General features: G+C 71.8%; 14 protein-coding genes and 1 pseudogene. 1 reads left to right on the top strand and 14 read right to left on the bottom strand.

Going from position 1 to position 18,862, the window contains the following annotated elements:
- Positions 1–33: 33 nt before the first annotated feature.
- Both ACYVLP_RS18370 and ACYVLP_RS18365 read right to left on the bottom strand, forming a co-directional pair.
- Positions 34–2,829, bottom strand: a complete 2,796-nt coding sequence (locus tag ACYVLP_RS18370) for a PQQ-dependent sugar dehydrogenase (protein ID WP_460628781.1) — start codon at positions 2,827–2,829, stop codon at positions 34–36.
- 191 nt (positions 2,830–3,020) lie between these two features.
- On the bottom strand, positions 3,021–3,929 hold the full coding sequence (locus ACYVLP_RS18365; RefSeq protein WP_460628780.1) for a LysR family transcriptional regulator: 909 nt from the start codon (positions 3,927–3,929) through the stop codon (positions 3,021–3,023).
- 73 nt (positions 3,930–4,002) lie between these two features.
- Between ACYVLP_RS18365 and ACYVLP_RS18360 the strand changes: the two are divergent.
- Positions 4,003–4,882 (top strand): annotated as a pseudogene (locus ACYVLP_RS18360) (EamA family transporter); the annotation flags it as partial.
- Between the two features lie 26 nt (positions 4,883–4,908).
- Here the strand turns inward: ACYVLP_RS18360 and ACYVLP_RS18355 are convergent.
- The 12 genes from ACYVLP_RS18355 to ACYVLP_RS18300 all read right to left on the bottom strand — a co-directional run bounded on the left by ACYVLP_RS18355 (position 4,909) and on the right by ACYVLP_RS18300 (position 18,744).
- The gene (locus ACYVLP_RS18355) at positions 4,909–5,367 is read right to left on the bottom strand and encodes an NUDIX domain-containing protein (RefSeq protein WP_460629052.1); all 459 of its coding nucleotides are present in this window, start codon (positions 5,365–5,367) and stop codon (positions 4,909–4,911) included.
- Between the two features lie 224 nt (positions 5,368–5,591).
- Complete coding sequence (locus ACYVLP_RS18350; RefSeq protein ID WP_460628779.1) at positions 5,592–7,355, bottom strand: CTP synthase; 1,764 nt, start codon at positions 7,353–7,355, stop codon at positions 5,592–5,594.
- A gap of 16 nt (positions 7,356–7,371) precedes the next feature.
- The gene (locus tag ACYVLP_RS18345) at positions 7,372–8,553 is read right to left on the bottom strand and encodes a glycosyltransferase family 4 protein (RefSeq protein ID WP_460628778.1); all 1,182 of its coding nucleotides are present in this window, start codon (positions 8,551–8,553) and stop codon (positions 7,372–7,374) included.
- On the bottom strand, positions 8,550–10,244 hold the full coding sequence (gene murJ / locus ACYVLP_RS18340; RefSeq protein WP_460628777.1) for a murein biosynthesis integral membrane protein MurJ: 1,695 nt from the start codon (positions 10,242–10,244) through the stop codon (positions 8,550–8,552). Before murJ ends, ACYVLP_RS18345 begins: the two co-directional genes overlap by 4 nt.
- Positions 10,241–11,191, bottom strand: a complete 951-nt coding sequence (locus tag ACYVLP_RS18335; RefSeq protein ID WP_460628776.1) for a hypothetical protein — start codon at positions 11,189–11,191, stop codon at positions 10,241–10,243. Before ACYVLP_RS18335 ends, murJ begins: the two co-directional genes overlap by 4 nt.
- 59 nt (positions 11,192–11,250) lie before the next feature.
- Positions 11,251–12,195, bottom strand: a complete 945-nt coding sequence (locus ACYVLP_RS18330) for a copper transporter (RefSeq protein WP_460628775.1) — start codon at positions 12,193–12,195, stop codon at positions 11,251–11,253.
- Positions 12,192–13,373 carry a putative cytokinetic ring protein SteA gene (gene steA / locus ACYVLP_RS18325; RefSeq protein ID WP_460628774.1) on the bottom strand — a complete coding sequence of 394 codons (1,182 nt, stop codon included), beginning with the start codon at positions 13,371–13,373 and terminating at the stop codon, positions 12,192–12,194. Before steA ends, ACYVLP_RS18330 begins: the two co-directional genes overlap by 4 nt.
- An 82-nt stretch (positions 13,374–13,455) precedes the next feature.
- On the bottom strand, positions 13,456–15,303 hold the full coding sequence (gene recN / locus ACYVLP_RS18320; protein ID WP_460628773.1) for a DNA repair protein RecN: 1,848 nt from the start codon (positions 15,301–15,303) through the stop codon (positions 13,456–13,458).
- 9 nt (positions 15,304–15,312) lie between these two features.
- Entirely contained in the window at positions 15,313–16,230 is a 918-nt protein-coding gene (locus ACYVLP_RS18315) for an NAD kinase (RefSeq protein ID WP_460628772.1), read from the bottom strand.
- A complete protein-coding gene (locus ACYVLP_RS18310) occupies positions 16,227–17,030 on the bottom strand; it encodes a TlyA family RNA methyltransferase (RefSeq protein ID WP_460628771.1) in 804 nt (267 codons plus the stop codon). The genes ACYVLP_RS18315 and ACYVLP_RS18310 overlap by 4 nt, the downstream gene beginning before the upstream one ends.
- Entirely contained in the window at positions 17,027–17,467 is a 441-nt protein-coding gene (locus tag ACYVLP_RS18305) for a hypothetical protein (protein ID WP_460628770.1), read from the bottom strand. Before ACYVLP_RS18305 ends, ACYVLP_RS18310 begins: the two co-directional genes overlap by 4 nt.
- A gap of 47 nt (positions 17,468–17,514) precedes the next feature.
- Positions 17,515–18,744 carry an HAD-IIA family hydrolase gene (locus tag ACYVLP_RS18300; protein ID WP_460628769.1) on the bottom strand — a complete coding sequence of 410 codons (1,230 nt, stop codon included), beginning with the start codon at positions 18,742–18,744 and terminating at the stop codon, positions 17,515–17,517.
- Positions 18,745–18,862 lie beyond the last annotated feature (118 nt).

Below are 18,862 nucleotides of genomic sequence, written 5' to 3'. Positions count from 1 at the left end.
GTGACCTCCGTGACCTCGGTCACGCTGCCGGCCTCACGACCGGTAGGCGGTCACCACCCCCGTTGCCCGGGCCCAGACGAGGTAGCCGCCCTGGAAGTTCTGGCGGACGCCGCCACTGACTGCGAACGGGTCGCTCTTCGGGTAGCCGAGGAAGGAGCGCTCCCAGCTCAGCGCGGCATACTTCGACCGGATCGCCCCGGTGACCGGATGCGCTCCCGTGCTGGCGCTCCAGAAGATCGAGCCACCCTGGAAGTGCTGGTACGTGCCGTCCTTGCGCCCGGTCGCGTTGGTGTGGGTCGTCGGGTACTTGAGGACGGACGCCTCGGCCTTCATCGCGGTGTACTTGGTCAGTGTCGCGCCCGTCACGTAGCGCGCCCCGGTGGCGGCCGAGCCGTAGTAGACGGTGCCGCCCTGGAACCTGGTCAGCCAGCCGTTGCCGCTGGGTGTCTTCGCGATGTCTGCGGCGGGATAGCGCAGCAGCGACCGCTCCCAGCCGAGGCTGGCCCACAGGTCCCGGATGCGGCCGTTGACCCAGTGTGTGCCGGCCTTGCTCCAGAAGATGGAGCAACCCTTGGAGAAGTGGTTGTAGTAGCCGTCCAGCCCGACGGTGCGGGCCTCGTCCGTTGTGGGCGGGCCGCACCAGGCGGGACCGCCCAGACCGGCATACCTCCCACCGATGGCACCAGCCACGAAGTGCACGCCCGTCGTCGGCGACCAGTGCGCCACCCCGCCGGCGAACGCGCGCGACCGGAGCGAGAGGTCACCCTGCTCGACGCCGACCGGAGCTCCCATCCGTGTGTTGAAGGCGGCGTCGGTCGCGAGCCGGGTGTCGATCGGCGTGCGGTAGACGACGTCCACGGTCAGGTCGCTCGTGCCGACGGTGACCTGCCGCGAACGGCTGGTCTCCCCATCGCCCCAGGCATGGAACTCCGACAGGCCGTCATAGCCTCGCTCCGGTGCGACGAGGAGCAGCGCGAGGCCCTCGGTGAACAGGCCGCTCGAGACGTGCTCGTCGCCGATCGTGAACGCGGCGGGCCACGTGCTCTCGATCGAGACGCGGTGCTGGCGAGGCAGCACCTTGAACTCCTCGCTCACCGAGGCGCCACGGCTGTCGGTGGCCGAGGCCGTGACCCACAGCGTGGTGTCGCCCTCGTGCCCCTCCATGACGAGGTCGAGGGTCGGCCCGGTGCTGGTAGCGCCGTAGTGCTGGTGGCAGTCCGTTGCGCTGTAGCAGTGCTCGAGCCGCGAGCTCCACGCGACCGTGACAGGCCCGTCCTCGGGGTCGGTCGCAGTGGCGCTGGCGTGCACGACGTCGCCGACGGCATACGTCAGGCTCGGGTCGGGCCACGTCACATCGAGGCTGGGCGCATGGTTGCCGGGATAGACGGTCGTCGTCTTCGTTCCCTTTGCCCCGAGCGGGTCGGCAACGGTCAGCGTCACGTCGTAGTGGTCAGGGTCGGCGGCGTAGGTGTGGGTCGCGGTGGCACCCGTGGCGGTCGAGCCGTCGCCGAAGTCCCAGGAGTAGGACAGCAGGTCACCGTTGGGGTCGCTCGACGCGCCGGCGTCGAACGCGACCTGCAGCGTCGCGGGGTCTGCCGTACTCGAGAATGCTGCGACCGGCGCCGCGTTGCCCGGCGCGTACACGAGCCGGCGCACCCGGGCCGACCCGATGTCGGCGAACACGATGTCGCCTCCTGGTGCCGTGGCGAACCGCGACGGCCGGCCGACGGCGGTGCCGAAGCCTGCCGGCTCGGGTGCCTGCGTCAGCTCACCCGTCGGCGCGAAGCCCAGCGTCCACAGCAGCTGGTCGACGTAGTCGCCGAAGAAGAGCCGTCCCCGGTATGCCGCCGGGTATGCCGTGCCCGTGTAGACGACACCGCCCACCACCGCTGCGCCGCTGCCGTTGTGCGGGTACTCCCACAGCGGCTTGGTGGTGGTGACCCCGTTGCACTCGGCGAGGTCGGTGTAGCCGACGGTCGGGGCGGAGCCCTCCCAGCATGGCCAGCCGAAGGAGTAGCCGGGCCGGACGAGGTCGACCTCCTCCGTCGTGTTCTTTCCGACGTCGCCGAGGATGGGCAGTCCCGTGCCCGGGTCCAGGCTGAAGCGGAACGGGCTTCGGAACCCGCTGGCGAAGACCAGGCTCCTCGCGGCGCTGGCGTTCGCCGGGTCGTAGAAGGGGTTGTCGGACACCCCAGAGCCGTCGGGGTGGATGTGCAGCAGCTTTCCGTGCACGTCGTCGAGGTTCAGTGCCCGCAGGGCCATGGTGTCGATGCGGTTCGTCGCGCTGTCGCCGATGGTGAGCCACAGCGTGCCGTCGCGGTCAGCAAGGACGGACCCGAAGGAGTGGATCGACGAGTCGGCCGACGCCTCGAGCACCGTGGTCTCGTCGCTGAGCCCCGTGGGGTCGCCCGCGACGTCGACGTCGACCGTCCATCCGCTGAGCCGCAGGATGCCGTTCGCCCCGGACCCGGGTGCCGTGCTGGGCACGGTGCGCGCGGTGTAGACCGTGTGGTTCGTCCCGTAGTCAGGCGCGACCGCGACGCTGATCAGGCCGAGGTCGCCGGTCGAGTTCACCTGGAGGTCCGCGATCCGGCGAGGTGCGCCGACCCGGGGCACCCACTGCACACGGCCGTACTTGCCTGTGGCGATGAAGCTCTCGTCGGGCAGGTACGCGAAGTCGGTGAGCAGGTCGCCGGGCCCGCTCGTCGACGGCGGCACCATGCCCGTGTCGATGTCCTGCAGCAGGAAGCCCGTCGGCAGGACCGTCGCCGCAGTCGCGGTGGCTGCCGGCCCCGCTAGCAGCAGCACCGACGCGATGACGGTGGGCACGATGCCGACCACCGTCGTGCGCGCGCTTCGTCGCCCGTCTCCCGAAGCCAGAAAATGACGCATCCCCACCAGACCCCCATTGCCACGACGATCCTCCGCTTCGGCGGCGCGTCCTCACGTTAGCGAGGGATGGGGGCGCTCACAGCCGATGCCCGAATTGTCGGCAGCGCAAGGGTTTCCGTGACCGCCGCTCAGGCGAGGTCGTGCGACCCTTCAGCGGCGAGCGCTTCGATGACGACGGCCAGCGCCGGGCGCTCAGTCATCGTGCGACGCCAAACCAGACTCACGGTGCGCTCAGACACCGGCTCGACGATGGGCACGGCGACGACCGAGTCCGGGAGGGGGCCGCGGCCGAGCCGAGGCACCAGTGCGATGGCCTCGCCGCGCTGGACGAGTGCGATGTGTGTGGCGAACTCGAGTGCGATGTGCGCGATCCGTGGTGCCCGGCCGATGTCGAAGTACATCTTCTGCAGCCACTGATGGCAGATCGAGCCCGGCGCAACGCTGGCCCAGCTCTCGTCCACGACGTCGTGGACGGTGAGGCTCTCCCGGCGTGCCAGTCGATGGTCCACGTGCACGAGCACGTCGGCACGGTCACGACCGAGGTCGCGCACCTCGAGGTGGTCGGGGATCGCGAGCGGCAGCGGCTCCCAGTTGTGCACGAGGGCAAGGTCGTGTGTCCCGGCGGCGACGGCGTCGACCGCCTCCCAGGGGTCGATCTCGTCGGGTCTCAGCACCACGTCCGGTGCCTGCTGTCGCAGGCGGCCGAGGGCGCCCACGACGATGCCGCGGTATGCCGTCGCGAACGTCGCCAGCCGGACCGTGCCGACTGTCTCGCCGCTCGCGCCGTGGATCCGGGCCTCGAGGAGCTCCATCTGGGCCAGCAGCTCACGGGCCGAGGCGGTCAGGGTGCGCCCGGCCTCGGTGAGAAGGACGCCTCTACCCTGGCGCTCGAGCAGCTGGACGCCCGTCTGCGACTCCAGCCGCTTGATCTGCTGCGAGATCGCGCTCGGCGTGTAGTCGAGCGATGCGGCCGCCGCGCCGACGGACCCGTGCTGCTCGACGGCAACGAGGGAACGGAGGGCTACCGGATCGATCATTCAGTGATGCTACATGGTGGTGGTCACGAATGTTTGATGGACGTACATCGTCCAGCCATCGCAGGATCGACCCATGCGTCTTCGGGACACCACCCTCGCCATCGTCGTGGCCGTGATCTGGGGGACGAACTTCGTCGCCATCAAGACGGGCCTCGAGTCTGTGCCGCCGTTGTTCTTCCTCGCGGTCCGCTTCGTGGTCGTCTGCGTCCCCGCGGTGTTCTTCGTGCGCCGTCCCGACCTGCCCTGGCGCGACCTCGCACTCATCGGGGTCTTCATCAGCCTCGGGCAGTTCGCACTGATGTACCTCGCTCTGCACCTCGGCATGCCGCCGGGCCTGTCGTCACTCGTGCTCCAGGCTCAGGTGCTGCTCACCGTTGTCATCGCCGCGGTGTGGCTGCGCGAACCGCCTTCGCGACCGCAGCAGGTCGGCGTCGCGCTCGGCGCGGCGGGCCTGGTCACGATCGCCTTCGGCCGCGGGCTCGCCGCGCCGGTGCTGCCCCTCGTGGTGCTCGTCCTCGCCGCCCTGTCCTGGGCGGTGGGCAACGTGCTGACCCGGCGCGCGGGCAGCCTCGCCCAGCGGCCCGGCGCAGCCGCGTCGGGGCTGAGCCTCACCGTCTGGTCGGGACTCGTCGTGCCGATCCCCGCGCTGTTGCTGTCCCTTGCGTTCGAGGGCCCGCAGGCCATCGGCCAGGCACTCAGCCACGTGCACTGGCAGGCGCTCGCGTCGACGGCCTTCACGGCATACCTCTCCTCGCTCGTGGGGTACGGCATCTGGAACACGTTGATCGGCAGGTACCCCGTCGCGCAGGTCACGCCGTTCGCGATGCTCGTGCCCGTCTTCGGAATGGCCGCGGCGGCGGTCGCCTTCGGCGAGCGGCCCGCGCCGCTCGAGCTCGCCGGTGGCGTCGTCCTCCTCGCCGGGGTCGCCGTGGCGGTGCTCCGCTGGGGCGGCATCCGTCGCCGAGTGAAGTCGACCGGATCAGCGTCTCCGGCTGAGCTGCGCCTCCCTGGCCGGCCAGCGAGCGTCCTTGGGGCGCAAGGTCGCCCAGCCCCGCTGGCGCGAGAGCTGCGCGCTGAGGAGGCCGATGATGGTGGCCGTGTTGCTGATCCGGCCGGCGAGCGCGGCATCGACCGCGTCGTCGAGCGGCACCCACAGGGGGCGCAGCGTGAGCTCCTCGGCGGTGCGGGTGTGGGCCTCACCCTCAGGGACCTCTCGGAGCTCGCGGGCCAGGAACACTCTCACCGTCTCGGCGAACGCGCCAGGTGATGTGACGTCGTCCGCGAGGACGTGCCAGTCGTCGGCGACGAGATCGACCTCCTCGGCCAGCTCACGGGCGGCTGCGAGCCAGGGCTCTTCTCCGGGCACGTCGAGAAGGCCGGCGGGCAGCTCCCACACATGACCCGTCGAAGCGTGGCGGTACTGCCGGATGAGCAGCACCTCCTCGACGCCCCCCACCTCTCGCAGGGCCAGGACCGCGACCGCGCCGGGGTGCTCGATGTAGTCGCGGGTGACGACGCCGCCCCCACCGAGGTCCACCCGGTCGCGCCGGACGCCGAAGATCAGCCCGTCGAAGACCAGCTCCGACTCGAGGACCGGCTCGCTCGCCCACTCCTCGACGATGTCGGCGCCACGGCCTCGTGGCGCACTCAGGCTCACCCCGGTCAGTCGGCGTCGAGGACGGCAGAAGCCCAGGCGAACTGACCCGGATCCCCCGGCTGCCCCGCGGCGTCGTGGTCGTCCGGCTCGGCGTCGACGGGTCGCGGACGCTCGACCTCGACGAGGCGCTCGGCCCGCTGGCGCTCGAGAGCGGCGCCGACGAGGCCGGCGAACAGCGGGTGCGCGCGGTTCGGGCGCGAGAGGAACTCCGGGTGTGCCTGCGTCGACACGTAGTACGGGTGCACCTCCCGGGGCAGCTCGACGAACTCCACGAGAGTCCCGTCGGGCGACGTGCCGGAGACGACGAGGCCCGCGGCCTCGAGCTGCTGCCGGTAGCCGTTGTTCACCTCGTACCGGTGGCGGTGCCGCTCACTGACCTCTGCGTGACCGTACGTCGCGGCGACGACGCTGCCCTCCTTGAGGACGGCCGGGTAGAGGCCCAGGCGCATCGTCCCGCCGAGGTCGCCCGCCCCCTCGACGAAGGCCTTCTGCTCCTCCATGGTCGCGATCACCGGGTGATCCGTGTCCGCGTCGAACTCCGTCGAGGACGCCCCGCCGTTGCCCAGCACGGTGCGGGCGTACTCGATGACCATGCACTGCAGCCCGAGGCAGATCCCGAGCGTCGGCACCTGCTTCTCGCGCGCCCAGGTGAGCGCGCCGAGCTTGCCCTCGATGCCGCGCACGCCGAATCCTCCGGGAACGAGCACCGCATCCACGCCGCCGAGCGCCTTCTGGGCACCCGCCGGGGTCTGGCACTCGTCGCTGGCCACCCAGCGGATGCGCACCTTCGCGTCATGGTGGAAGCCACCGGCGCGCAGCGCCTCGGTGACCGACAGGTAGGCATCGGGCAGGTCGATGTACTTGCCGACCAGCGCGATCTCGACGTCGTGCTCTGGGTCGTGCACACGCTGGAGCAGCTGGTCCCACTCGGTCCAGTCGACGTCGCGGAAGTTCAGGCCGAGGCGGCGGATCACGTAGGCGTCGAGCCCCTCACGGTGCAGGACCTTGGGGATGTCATAGATGCTCGGGGCGTCCACCGCGGCCGCGACGGCCGCGACGTCGACGTCGCACATGAGCGAGATCTTGCGCTTGATCGGCTCGGGAATCTCGCGGTCGGCTCGCAGCACGAGCCCATCCGGCTGGATGCCGACCTGGCGCAGCGCCGCGACCGAGTGCTGGGTCGGCTTCGTCTTGAGCTCACCGCTCGGCGCGAGGTACGGCACGAGCGAGACGTGCAGGAAGAAGGAGTTGTCGCGGCCGATGAGGTGGCGGACCTGCCTGGCTGCCTCGAGGAAGGGCAGCGACTCGATGTCACCCACCGTGCCGCCGATCTCGGTGATGATCACGTCGGGAGCGTCGCTGCCGCCCGTGGCCAGTGCCCGCATGCGCGAGACGATCTCGTTGGTGATGTGCGGGATGACCTGCACGGTGTCGCCGAGGTACTCGCCGCGTCGCTCCTTGGCGATGACGTTGTTGTAGACCTGGCCGGTCGTCACGTTCGCCGAGCCGACGAGGTTGACGTCGAGGAACCGCTCATAGTGCCCGATGTCCAGGTCGGTCTCGGCGCCGTCGTCGGTGACGAAGACCTCGCCGTGCTGGAACGGGTTCATCGTCCCGGGGTCGACATTGATGTACGGGTCGAGCTTCTGCATGGTGACCTTGAGGCCACGGGAGCGCAGAAGGCGTCCGAGACTGGATGCCGTGAGGCCCTTGCCGAGCGAGGAGGCAACGCCCCCGGTCACAAAGATGTGCTTCGTCGTTTCCACCACGGGCTTTAAGTCTACGTCATGAACCGATGAGCTCCTGGTACCGCTCGGACCACCGGCGTGCCTCCGCTGCCGCCGTCGGCCAGCTCGATGCGATCGTGCGGGCGGTCTGGCCGAGGCGGTGCCGCTCGGCCGGGTCGCCGAGCAGACGGTCCACCTCGGCAGCTATCGCGATCGAGTCCCCCACGGAGACAAGGCAGCCCGCGTCGCGGACGAGCCCGGAAAGGCCGCCCGCGCGGGTCGCGACGACAGGGAGCCCGGCCGCCATGGCCTCCTGGACGACCAGGGCGCGGGCCTCCCAGCGGCTGGTGAGCACGAAAACGGCGGCCGAACGCAGCCAGAGTGCGACGTCGTCGCGCGCTCCGACCAGCCTGACGCTGGGCGCGCCGGGCCGAGACCGTATGCCGTCAGCCTCCTTCTCGAGCTCGGCGCGCAGGGCGCCGTCACCGTCCCCGATGACCACCCACGTGGCGGGGCAGCGCGACCGGCGGGCGGCGTCGACCAGGACGCCGAGGTCCTTCTGTGGCGCGATCCGGGACACGGCGAGCACGAGTGGCAGACCAGGGTCGACACCTGCCCCGGCGAGGAGGGCCGCACGCTCTGCCTGGGGCATCGGCTCCGTCGCCAGCAGCGCCGCGACGCTCGGGGCGGCGACGTCGACGACGGCCGGCGAGCGGGCTCCCAGCCTGCGTGCCAGGTCGACCAGATCCGGGCTCGCGACCGTCACCAAGTCGGCCCGGCGCAGGGCCCAGCCGACGCCCTTGGCCAGCATCGCATCGCGGCGGGTGGCCAGCCCTTGCTGCCTGCCGGCGGTCGGGCCTCCCGAACCAGCGTGAGGATCCGGCGACCGCCCGGGCGCGGGGAGGTCGTTGTGCAGGGTGATGACCAGGCGCGGGCGCGGTCGCGCGCGGGCGACGGCCACCGCCGCGACGAGCGCCGCCTGGTGGCCATGGGCGTGCACGACGTCCACGGTGCGTGCGAGCTGCATGATCCGGTGCCAGTCGATGAGGCCCGAAGGAGCCCGCAGGCCTGGGTGGACGGGCCACAGCAGTCGCGCATCCGGCCAGCCGAACCTCGTGGCCGTCGAGGCGTCGGTCACCACCGTGACCTCGTGGCCCTCGGACCGGAGGGCGGCCACGAGAGACCCGACGTGCTGGCCGATCCCGCCGGTCGAGCGTCCCAGCAGCATCAGGACCTTCATGAGCCCGCCTCGCTGGTCCGGCGCACGCGCCGCACCCGGCCCATGAGCGTCGGGTCGACGGCGAGGGCGACGCCGACCATGACGGCGAGCGCGGCCGCGCCGACGGCGATCCCAAGGGCCAGGCTGCCGCCGAGAGAATGAGCGGTGGCGTACCGCACTGACACCCACGATCCAACGGCGTGGCCGAGCACTGCCGCAAGGACGGCACCGAGCGCCGCTCCCGCGAGGGGTCGTACCGGAACCGACAGCGCACGCCATCCCCAGGTCCGACCGACCAGCGCGAGGAGCATCACGGCCCCGGCACACAGGCCCGCCGTCGTGCCGGCGCTGAGCGTGCGCAGGGTGGTGGGACCGCCAGCGCCGCTCGGGTCGAGCGTGAGCAGCGGAACAGCTGTGGTGGCGAGCCAACCGACCCCTGCGAGGCAGCCCGCGAGGACCGCGGCGCCCCGCACGTACGAGGCGCGGGTGAGCAGGCCGACGACCGCGAGCGCGACGACCGATGGGGCGAGCAGCATGACCGCATCGGTCATCGCGGCAAGCGTCTCGGACGACGCCGTGTCGGCCGCCCCGGCGTCGAGCGCCAGGAAGAACGAGCCGACGGGAACAGCAACGGCGATGAGCCCAGCCGCGCCGAAGAGTGCCAGGACCAGCGTCGCGAGCCACGCGCGACGCAGCGTCTGCGTCGCCCGCCCACCATCGGCCTGCTCCGGCTCCGCGGCATGCGCTCCGGCGATCGACGGGAACGCCGCCGTCGCGAGCGGAACGGCGAGGACGGCATACGGCAGGAGCATGACGGCCTGGGCGTAGGTGTAGACGTTGAGGGTGCCGGCGCCGCCACGGTCGTTGGCGAGGCGGATCACGACGAGCGTCGCAACCTGCTGACCGGCCACGGCGACCAGGCCCGCCGTCGCGAGCGCGCGCACCCGTGCGCCGACGTGCTCCGGGAAGGTCAACCGAGGACGCAGCCGGATCCTCGCCCGCCGGACCGGCACGAGCAGCGGCAGGCTCAGCGCCAGGACCCCGAGCGTGGTCCCGATGCCGAGGACGGCCACCGCGTTCGACGGGATGTCCGGGATCTCGGCTGCCGGGTCCTCCACCAGCGAGCGGTAGGCCAGGTAGGTCCCGATGACCACCAGGCTCGACAGCAGGGGCGCCAGGGCGGCCCCGACGAAGCGCCGATGGGACTGCAGCACTCCGCCCAGCACGATGGCCACGCCGTAGAGCGGGATCTGCACCGCGAACACCAGCAGGAGCTCGGCGCCGAGGTCCACCTCGCCCCGGCAGCCCGTGCCGAGCAGCGCCTCGGCGATGGGCCGGGCCGCGGCGGCCACGAGCGCACCCAGCGGCACGAGGAGCAGGAGCGTCCAGGTGAGCAGCGCGGACGCGGTCGCATCGGCCTCGTCGGCGCGCCCGCGGGCCAGAGCTCCAGCGACGAGGGGCACGACCACCGCGGCGAGCACGCCTCCGGCCGCGATCTCGAACAGGACGTTCGGCACCGCGTTGACCGACTGGTACACCGTCCCGACACAGGTGGCCCCGACCTCGTGCGAGAAGACGAACCAGCGGGCGAAGCCGACGGTCCGTGCGACGAGTGTGATCACCGCGATGGTCCCGGCGGCCGCGAACATGCCCTGCCGGGGTGAGGGACGAGATCCTTCGCGGGACGGAGTGGTCGGGTCGGTCGTGCTCATGACCGGGCCCGACCCCACTCGTCGATACGCCGGAGCGCGGCGTTGCCCTCGATGACCTTGGTGAAGCTGACGCGCTCGGAGGCGAGGGTCAGCGCGCTGAGGCCGACGAGCGCCGCGGTGCGTCCTGCGAGGCCGAACCGCTCGACGATGGCGAGCCCGACGAGGGCACCGGCGGCGTTCGCCCCGGTGTCGCCGAGCATCGAGGTCGCCGCCAGGTCGTCCTGAGCGACGCCGAGCGACGAACCGACAGCAGCTGACGCGGGGGTGCTGGCCATGAGCGGCAGTCCTGCGGCGACCGTCACCTTGAGGGCGCGCCCGGGACGCAGGTCGAAGAGGTTCACCGCGTTGGCCGCCGCAGCGACCACGGCGCCACCGACCAGGGTCGACAGCAGGCCGGTCGCCCCACGCGTGCCGCGCGAGCGGTCCACGATCATGGCCCCGGCGAGCCCCGTCAGTCCGAGACCGACGATCTTGACGGCCCCGGTCGTCACCTCGCCGCGCGACAGGGCGCCGAGGTGACCCTTGAGCCCCTTGTTCGTCGCGCCTCCGGCCAGGTCGTCGAGGGCGCCGAGGCTCCCGCTTGCGGCAGCGACGAACGTCGTCGCGAACGCAGCTGTGTTGGCGGACGAGGCGGCCCGGCCGCTCCCGTGGGTGCGTGGCGTCGCGCCGTTCACGGCTGCGCCGGCCAGTGCGCCGGCGACCGCGCCGGCGACCCAGGCCGGCCCTTCGAGAAGAGTCACGGTCCGGCCGGCATGGTTCGTCCGCGACCACGGCTGCGCCACCTGTGGCGGCAGCCGTCGCCCGAGGCGGAGCAGGCCGCGCGACACCAGACCCGACACCAGACCCGATGCCAGACCCGATGCCAGACCCGATGCCAGACCCGAGGCCAGACCCGAGGCCAGACCCGAGGCCAGACCCGACGGCCTGGTCGAGGCCGCGGCGCTCAATCTGCTTGAGGAGGCAGCGTGCAGTGACGGGGCCTGTGAGCCTCGATCGTCGCGTCCTCTCACGGGTGGACCCGCGGGACCGTCGCAGTCGCACCTGTGGAGATGCCGTAGTGCCCGACGTGCTCGTCGAGCGCGGCCTCGATCGCCAGGACGACGTTTCCGGGGCCATGGCCCGAGCGGGCATGGTCGACGGTCGGGACGAGCCCAGCCGTGTCGGACTTCTCGCGCACGGCTGCGACCGCGTCGGACGACGCCGGCTGTCCGGCTGCGGCGACCGGCTCACCCCCCACGACGGCCGTGGAGTGCGACCCGTGCGCCAGGTCGGTCACCAGGGCCCGGATCGCGTCGGACTGAGTGTCGACCTGGGCCTGCGACCCGGCGTAGTCGCCCGAGATCACTACGGCCAGGTCACCCGGGACGAGCTCGGGGACCGAGCTGTCGAGCAAGCCCGCGTCGCCGAGGACCTTGAGGGCGGCCGCATGCTGCGCGGACGCGGCCGGGCTGCCCTGAGTCACGGTGAGGGCCACGAGCACCTCCCCGAGGAGGGTGTCGCCCGTGGCGCCGGACTCGATGCCGAGCGCGGTGGCGGCGTCGTGGGCCGCCCGGTCGCGGTCAGCGGCCTGGGACGGGTCGAACCAGTCCGAGCTGAGGGTCACGGTGCCGGCATAGCTCGCGCCGCTCTGCGAGAGCACCTCTTCGACGCTCTTGGCGATCGAGCCGTCCGAGGAGGGCAGCGCCACCACGACGGCGCGGTGACCGCTGAGCCGTCCCTCGACGACCCGCTCCTGGACCGCGCGGCTGTAGTCGTCGGACGCGTCGACGAGCTTCTCGGTCGACGTGAGCTGGTCGTTGAGGGTCTGCTTCTCGGTGCGCAGCGCGGCCACCTGGTCACTCAGCTGGTCCCCGAGGGATGACTGGAGCGGTCCGGCGCCGAGCACGATCCCGACTGCGAGCGCGAGGAAGATCGAGATGATCGAGACGAGGTGGTAGCGGAAGTCGATCACGAGAAGATCCCAACGATGGCGGTCCAGAGGTCGTCCCAGCGCGCGGCGAGCACCTGGATCCAGGCCTGACCGGCTGGGGTCGAGGCGACTGCCGCGACGAAGGCGACCACGCCGACGACGAGCATGGTCACCAGAAGCAGGCCGGGGATGCGGGCCCGGTAGAGCTGGCTGACCCCCTTGGCGTCGACGAGCTTGCTGCCGACGCGCAGCCGCGTGAGGAACGTGGAAGCCTGCCCGTCGCGGCCCTTGTCGAGGAACTCCACCAGGGTTACATGGGTGCCGACGGCGACGATGAGCTCGGCACCGGCGTCATCGGCCAGGAGCATGGCGACATCCTCGCTCGTGCCCGCAGCGGGGAAGACCACCGCCTTGACTCCCAGCGCCTCGACCCGGGCCAGGCCAGGGGCCCGTCCGTCACGGTAGGCGTGCACCACGACCTCGGCTCCGCAGCGCAGGGCGCCGTCGGACACGGAGTCCATGTCACCGACGATGAGGTCGGGCCGATGACCCGCCTCCAGGATGGCGTCGGCTCCCCCGTCGACCCCGATGAGCACCGGCCGGAACTCCCGGATGTATGGCCGAAGCATCTCGAGATCCTCGCGGTAGTGATACCCGCGCACCACGACGAGGCAGTGCCGGCCCTCGAGCACGGTGTGGATCGGCGGAGTGCCGATCCCGTCGAGGAGCAGGTCGCGCTCCTTGCGGATGTACTCCATCGTGTTCGTCGCGAAAGCCTCGATCTGCACCGCGAGCCCCGCCCGCGCGTCGTGCATCTTGGTCTGCACGATGTCGGCGTCGAGGAGCGTGCCGCTGGCGACCTTCGTCTCACCGGACCAGAGGTCGGGACCCTGGATGCGCAGCGGCTGGCCGTCGGTCAGAGCCATGACATCGGAGCCCGCCGCGTCGAGTAGGACGATCCCCGCCTCGACGAGAATCTGCGGCCCGAGATTGGGGTAGCGCCCCGAGATCGACGGGTCGGCGTTGACGACGGCGACGGGGCGTGCGGCGACCAGGGCGTCCGCGCTGACCTTGTCCAGGTCGGTGTGGCTGATCACGGCGATGTCGCCGGCCTGGAGGCGCTTCGTGAGGTCCTTCGTGCGGGGGTCGACGCGCGCGGGCCCCGCCAAGCCGGGCCCGGTCTCGGCAGCGTGAGAGCGACGGCGGAGGGAGATGGCCATGATGGCTTCAATCGTGCCACGCGAGGCCGGCACGCCTGCCACCGGCAACAGCCCGTGACACGGTATGAGACGCGAGGGTCGCTCAGGAGGCGGCGCTCGCCCGCCTGGCGGCGCGGCCTGACCGCTGTGCACCGCCGGCCGATCCCGCTGCGCCGCCGGCCGATCCCGGGGTGCTGCGCCGCGTCGAGCCGGTCTGCTCGAGCAGGTCACCCGCGTGGGCGAGCCCTGCCTCCGAGTCCGGGTCGCCGCCCATCATCCGGGAGAGCTCGCGCAGCCGTGCGTCTCCCTGGACCACGGTGACGCTGCTCGAGGTGACGCGGCCGTCGTCGGCCTTGTGCACCACGAGGTGCTGGTCCGCGAACGCCGCGACCTGCGCCAGGTGGGTGACGACGATGACCTGGGCCTGCTCGGCGAGCGCCGCGAGTCTCGCACCCACGTCGAGCGCAGCCCGACCGCCGACCCCGGCGTCGACCTCGTCGAAGACGAACGTGGGCGGGCCGCTCGGGGCGCCATCAGCGTGGTGCCGTGAGCCGACGACCTCGAGGGCGAGCATCACGCGCGAGAGCTCGCCACCGGACGCGGCCTTCGCGACGCTCCGCGGCGTCGCGCCCGGGTTGGCCGCGAGCAGGATCTCGACATCGTCGATCCCGTTGCGAGAGAGGCGGACCCGCTCGCCGGTCGGCAGCTCGACGCCATCCGGGTCGGTGCGGTGGCGCACATCCACCGTGATGACGGCCTTGCCCATGGCCAGATGCTCGAGCTCGTCGGAGACCCTCCTGCCGAACTCCTCGCCTGCGCCGTTGCGGGCCTCCGAGAGCTCGACCGACGCCTCGACGAGCCGCTCCTGAAGGTCTTTGAGCTCCGCGCCGAGCCCCTCGAGCCGGTCGTCGGCGCTGACGAGCTCGTTGAGCCGCACCGCGGACGTGCGCGACCAGTCGAGCACCTCATCGACGGTCTCGCCGTACTTGCGGGTCAGTGCCCCGAGCGCGGCGCGGCGGCCCTGCACGAACTCGAGGCGCTCCGGGTCGAGCTCGATGTCGTCGAGGTATGCCGTCAGGTCCGCTGCAAGGTCGGTGACCAAGGTGCCCACCTCGTGCAGCCGCTCGTCGAGACCGCGGAGCGCGTCGTCGTGGCTCGTGGCGTGGGCGAGTGCCGACCGCGCCGACCCGAGAAGGTCCCGGACGTTCGGAACGGGCTCGCCGGCATACTCGTCGCCGCTCAGCTCGGTGAGCGCCGACGCCGCCGCCAGGCGCAGCGTGTCGACGTGCGCCAGCCGCTCGTCCTCCGCCCTGAGCGCGACATCCTCGCCGGGCTGGGGGTCGACGCGCTCGATCTCCTCGAGCGAGGAGGTCAGCGAGTCGATGTCTCGCGCGCGCTCGCGAGCCTCCGACACGAGCCGGTCGTGCTCGCGCGAGGCGGCCCGCCAGCGGTCGTAGAGGTCAGCCACCTTCTCGCGCAGCGCGACGAGGGCGGATCCGCCGAAGTCGTCGACGACCGCCCGATGCGCGTCGCCCTGCTTGAGCCGCCACTGGTCGGCCTGACCATGCACAGCCACGAGGAGCTCGCCGAGCTCCGCGAGCACGCCGACCGGCGCGGTGCGGCCACCCACGTGCGCACGTGAGCGACCGGCGGCGGCGATCGTGCGGGCGATCACTAGCTCACCCTCGTCGTGCTCCGCACCGGCGTCGCTCGCGCGCTCCAACGCCGGGTGGCCGGGTGGCAGCTGTACGACGCCCTCGACGAAGGCCGACTCGGCGCCCGAGCGGACCAACGCGCTGTCCGCGCGCTCGCCCAGGAGCAGCCCCAGTCCCGACACGACCATCGTCTTGCCGGCTCCGGTCTCACCCGTCAGCACGTTGAGTCCGGGACTCAGCTCGAGGACCGCGTCGTCGATGACCCCGACACTGCGGATCCTCATCTGGCTGAACACGGGACCACCTTAGGGCCGCCCACCGGCAGGGTTGCCGTTGCCGCGCCACCCTTCGACGGAGAGATCGAACTTCGCGACGAGACGGTCGGTGAACGGCGCACTCGACAGGCGGGCGAGTCGAATCGGCCGGAGCCCACGTCGCACCTCGATGCGTGCGCCGGGCGGCAGCGCGACATGCCGCCGGCCGTCGCACCACATGACGCCCGAGCCCTCGGTCGCAGCCTTGATCTCGATCGCGACCCGAGTGTCCGGGCCGAGGACCAGGGGCCGTGCGAAGAGCGCGTGCGCGGCGCTCGGGACGAGCAGCATCGCCTCGACCTGCGGCCAGATCACCGGTCCGCCCGCCGAGAAGGCGTATGCCGTCGAGCCCGTAGGCGTCGAGACGATGACCCCGTCGCAGCCCCAGCTCGACAACGGGCGGCCGTCGACCTCCAGGGTGATCTCGAGCATCCGCTCGCGGGAGGCCTTCTCCACCGAGACCTCGTTGAGCGCCCAGCTGCTCGCGATGAGGTCGCCGTGCAGCTTCGCGTCGACATGGAGCGTCATCCGCTCCTCGACGGCGTAGTCCTCGCTGGCGATGTGCTCGACCGTGGCGTCCAGGTCGTCGCGCTCGGCCTCGGCGAGGAACCCGACGTGACCAAGGTTCACCCCGAGCAGCGGGACGTCGACCCGCCGGGCGAACTCCGCCCCGCGCAGGATCGTGCCGTCGCCGCCGAGGACGACCACGAGGTCGCAACCGGTGGCGACCTGCTCCTCGGCGGTCGCGATGTGCACGCGCGCGCTGTCGGTCAGGTCGAGGGCCTTGGCCTCGTCCGCCTGCAGCGACACCTCGATGCCGAGCCTGGTCAGGCGCTCCACGACACCCTTGGCGACCGTGAGCGCCTCGGCCCGCCGGGGATGGGCCACGAGCAGGATGCGACGCGTCACAGGTCTCCCTCCAGGTCGATGGCCTCCAGCATGTCATTCGTCGCCGTCGGCCCAGCGCCAGGGACCGGGCGCGGCGTCAGCCAGAAGAGGAACTCGCGGTTGCCGTCGGCCCCGGTGATCGGGCTGGCCGTCGCGCCCAGCAGGTGCAGGCCCTGCTCGGCCGCCACGCCCGCCACCTCGCGCAGGACCCGCCGGTGCTCGTGGGGCGAGGTCACGACGCCACGTCGGCCGAGGCGTTCGCGCCCGACCTCGAACTGGGGCTTGACGAGCACCACCAGGTCGCCGTCGTCGGTCACGAGTGGGCGCATCGCCGGCAGCGCGAGGGTGAGCGAGATGAAGCTGAGATCGCTGACGACGAGGTCGAACCGGCCGCCGAGCGCCTCAGGGTCGACATCCCGGATGTTGGTGCCGGACCGTTCCATCACGCGCGGGTCGGTGGCGATGGACTCGACGAGCTGGTCGTGGCCGACGTCGAGTGCGGTGACGTGGCCCGCTCCACGCTCGAGCAGGACCTGGGTGAAGCCGCCCGTGCTCGCGCCCACGTCGAGGCAGCGTCGACCGGCGACCTCGATGGGCCACGTGTCGAGTGCGTGGAGGAGCTTGTATGCCGCCCGGCCTACCCAGTGGTCCGGCTCGCGGACGAGCGTGATGTCCGTGTCAGCCCGGACGGGAAGCGCCGCTTTGGTCGCGGCGCGGCCGTCGACGAGGACCGCGCCGGCGGTGACGAGCTCACGCGCCTGGGTGCGCGACCTCGCGAGGCCGCGCTGCACGAGCTCGATGTCGAGCCGGCGTCGGGTCACGCTCCACCGAGGTCGGCCAGCCGCCCCTGCAGCTTCCGGTGCGCCCGCTCGCCGGCGTCGATGCGCTCGGCGTTGGACCCCGCCTGGGCCTCGGCGAGCTCGGCCATCGCCTCGTCGATGGCGGCGTCGCCGGTGACCGGCGGGGTCGGGACGGGCACCTCTGGCGTGAGGTCGACGGGCTCGAAGGGCACTTCAGCCGCTGTCTCGCCGGCGTCCATCGGATCGTCCACTGCCCCGACGGCGTGGTCGATGCCGGCGTCAACCAGGTCATCGGCGCGGTCGATGTTGTCGACGTTGTCGAGGCCGTCGAAGCTGTCGAGGCCGTCGAGGTCACCCAGGTCGTCAGGGTCGGCGGCATCCGCGACATCCATGTCGAGCACGTCGTCGGCGGAGTCGACGACGTGCTCGTCGCCCGACTCGTTCGCGCCAGCGTTCATTCCTGCCTCCAGACCTCGTCGTGCCTGAGTCACGCTACCCGAGCAGGTCAGCGCGCATCGTCGAGCAGCTCGTCCAGCGGGCGGGCGAGCTGCGCCAACCGGTCCGGCTGCTCACCGTCGTCCCGCGCTTCGAGCAGCGCCGCCAGGCCGGCTCGGACTGCGTGCATAGGTTCGGTCGCTGTTGAGTCCGACCCGCCGGGCGCGTCGCGCTGGTCAAGTCCGGCCACGTCGAGGGTGTCGGCGTTGAGGCGGGCCCGGACACCGCCACAGACCCAGCCGTCCTCGGTACGGACCGGCGCGGCATACGGTTCGAGGAGGTCGGACAGCGTCCCGATGACATACCTCGGGGCCAGCGTCGTGCGCAGGAGGTCGCTCGGGCGGTCGACTCCGGTGAGCACCCAGGCCGAGTCGATTCCGGCCGCGTCGGCGCCGGCGATGTCGGTGCCCAGGCGGTCGCCGACCGCGAGGGTCCGCTCGTGGTCGCTGCCGAGACGTTCCATGGCGAGCTCGTAGAGCGGGGCGAAGGGCTTGCCGACAACCTCCGGATGCCGACCGGTCGCGGTGGTGAGCAGGTCGACGTAGGCTCCGTTGCCCGGGGCCAGGCCCCACGGGAGTGGCAGGGTCGAGTCGGTGTTGGTGGCGACCCACCGCACCCCGTCCGCGACGTGTCGCGTGGCCGCTTGGAAGTCCCGAACCGTCAGGTCAGGCCCGAGGCCCTGGAGCACGGCCGACACACGGAGTCGCGCGGACGGGTCGGAGGGGTCGGAGGCGTCGGAGGCGCGCGGGGCGTCCGGTGCGCCGGGCTGGGGTGGTGGGCCGTCTGCCTGGCGGTCCTCACCGGGCGCAGCCTCCGACGCCTGAGCCGGGGTCAGCGGTCGCAGACCGGCGCGGCTCAGTGCCTCGGTGACTCCCGCCCCACCGAGCGCGAGGACGCCGGCACCGGCCGGAAGATCTGACTGCAGCAGCTCAGCACCCGCCTGGGCGCTCGTGACGATATCCGCCTCTGTCGCCGGCGCTCCCAGCTCGGCGACGTGAGCCGCCACCTCGCTCGGGACACGTGACGCGTTGTTCGTCGCATAGACCACTCGCGTGCCGCGGGTGACCATGTCCTGCAAGGCTTTTGGCGCGCCGGGCACAGCGTCCTCGCCTCGGTAGACGACCCCGTCCAGGTCACAGATCACCCCGTCGTATGCCGCAAGGACGGGCTGGTCGGGCGACCCGGGTCCCGCGTCGCGGGATCCCCGGGAGTCGTTGTCCGGCGGGTGCTGCGCAGCCATGGGCCTGCTACCTCACGACCGCTCAGGACCTGGCGCGTCGTCGTCCACGTCGTCGTCGTCCACGTCGTCGTCGTCCACGTCGTCGTCGTCCACGTCGTCGTCGTCCACGTCGTCGTCG

Source organism: Intrasporangium mesophilum (genome assembly GCF_054783095.1).
This window is presented reverse-complemented; position numbering and strand designations above follow the sequence as displayed.

What these genes read in the sequence shown, in the direction of transcription:
- ACYVLP_RS18305 (WP_460628770.1), bottom strand. Translation starts at nt 17,467, where the DNA reads ATGAACGCTGGCGCGAACGAGTCGGGCGACGAGCACGTCGTCGACTCC.
- ACYVLP_RS18300 (WP_460628769.1), bottom strand. Translation starts at nt 18,744, where the DNA reads ATGGCTGCGCAGCACCCGCCGGACAACGACTCCCGGGGATCCCGCGAC.
- ACYVLP_RS18365 (WP_460628780.1), bottom strand. Translation starts at nt 3,929, where the DNA reads ATGATCGATCCGGTAGCCCTCCGTTCCCTCGTTGCCGTCGAGCAGCAC.
- murJ (WP_460628777.1), bottom strand. Translation starts at nt 10,244, where the DNA reads ATGAGCACGACCGACCCGACCACTCCGTCCCGCGAAGGATCTCGTCCC.
- steA (WP_460628774.1), bottom strand. Translation starts at nt 13,373, where the DNA reads ATGGCCATCTCCCTCCGCCGTCGCTCTCACGCTGCCGAGACCGGGCCC.
- ACYVLP_RS18345 (WP_460628778.1), bottom strand. Translation starts at nt 8,553, where the DNA reads ATGAAGGTCCTGATGCTGCTGGGACGCTCGACCGGCGGGATCGGCCAG.